Below are 1,559 nucleotides of genomic sequence, written 5' to 3'. Positions count from 1 at the left end.
ACAAAAATGAATTTCAAAATCGCCGCAACCTCAGTTTCAATACTAATTTATTTGAGTTGTCTCTTCAGGGAGACTTTAATTTTTTCCGGTTTGAGCCCGGCAGCTTGTATGAGCGGTTTTCTCCCTATCTCACCGGAGGAGCCAGTATTTTTTATTATAACCCTTATACTTATCTTGGCGGCGTGAAATATTTTTTACAGCCCATGCGTACCGAGGGACAGGGAACAGCCCTGTATCCGGACCGCAAGCCCTATAGCCTGGTATCTTATGCCTGGTTAATAGGTGGGGGCTTTAAATATAATATTTCTAAAAAGGTGAATGTGGGCATGGAGGCTTTGTATCGTTTTACCCAAACAGATTACCTGGACGATGTAAGTACTACTTACGCCGGCCCTGCTGCGTTTCCTGCCTTATCTAACGGGCAGCCAACGGTAGCATCGCAGTTACAGGACAGATCCGGGGTAAAGGGAACGCCTATAGGGGTGATGGGCCGGCAGCGCGGGAATAGCCGGGATAAGGACCAATTTTTAACAATTGAGCTAACAATTAGTATTCTTTTTACTTCTTACAACTGTAAATTTTAATTTAAGAAGAAAATACTTTCTGCGGGCGGCCTTTCCATACCTGCGAACCGCCCTGATAGGTCTCCGAAATTGCTAAAATCCCCACTGGTATTGAATTCGCTGTTAAAACTACGTTAAAACACCTTCTTGGGCTTTGCTAAAAAAGTCATTACTCTATTTTTGTATCTTTGCACCCTTTTAGTAAATCTGTTATAATCTGTTATAATACGCCTGACACAAATGAGCTTGAAGGATAAATTGGACTTACAACGGTTACCGCGCCATATAGCCATTATTATGGACGGGAACGGCCGTTGGGCAAAGGAGCGGGGACAAGACAGGCTGTATGGGCACCACGAGGGAGTAGAAAGTGTGCGAAATATAGTGGAGACCTGTGCAGAACTTGGGATAGGTTATCTGACCTTATACGCGTTTTCTACCGAGAACTGGGACCGCCCGGTTTACGAAGTTAATGGCATCATGGAACTACTCGTAAACACGATCCGTATGGAAGTGAATACGTTATCAAAAAATAATATCCGTTTGAGCGTGATAGGTGACATGGATATGTTACCTCCTCAGGCCCAACGGGAAATGGAGGAGGCAATAGCCCTTACAAGCCAAAATACCGGCCTCAATCTCATTATGGCTCTCAGCTACAGTGCAAGGTGGGAAATCGTGAATGCGGCCAGGAAAATAGCCCTGGACGTAAAAAATGGAGCCCTGGACCCATCGGCTGTTACACCTGAGGTATGGGAAAAATATCTCTGTACCACCGGCCTGCCGGACCCCGAATTAATGATTCGTACAAGTGGGGAATGCAGGATCAGTAACTTCCTACTATATCAACTGGCCTATGCGGAACTGTATTTTACAGATACCCGCTGGCCGGATTTCCGCAATGAACATCTTTACCAAGCCATCTTAAATTACCAAACCAGAGAACGGCGCTTTGGCAAAACAAGCGAACAAATTCAGCAGAATGAAGAAATTATT

Annotated in this window: 2 protein-coding genes; both read left to right on the top strand. The window is 44.8% G+C overall.

Going from position 1 to position 1,559, the window contains the following annotated elements; translation table 11 throughout:
• Positions 1-584 (top strand): DUF6089 family protein (locus VIP81_RS07820; RefSeq protein ID WP_331958116.1); only part of this gene is annotated, 584 nt, incomplete at its 5' end.
• A 219-nt stretch (positions 585-803) separates the two neighbouring features.
• On the top strand, positions 804-1,559 hold a 756-nt coding region (locus tag VIP81_RS07815; RefSeq protein WP_331958114.1), incomplete at its 3' end, for an isoprenyl transferase.

It is taken from the genome of Chitinophaga sp. (genome assembly GCF_036566945.1).
GTDB lineage: Bacteria > Bacteroidota > Bacteroidia > Chitinophagales > Chitinophagaceae > Chitinophaga.
This window is presented reverse-complemented; position numbering and strand designations above follow the sequence as displayed.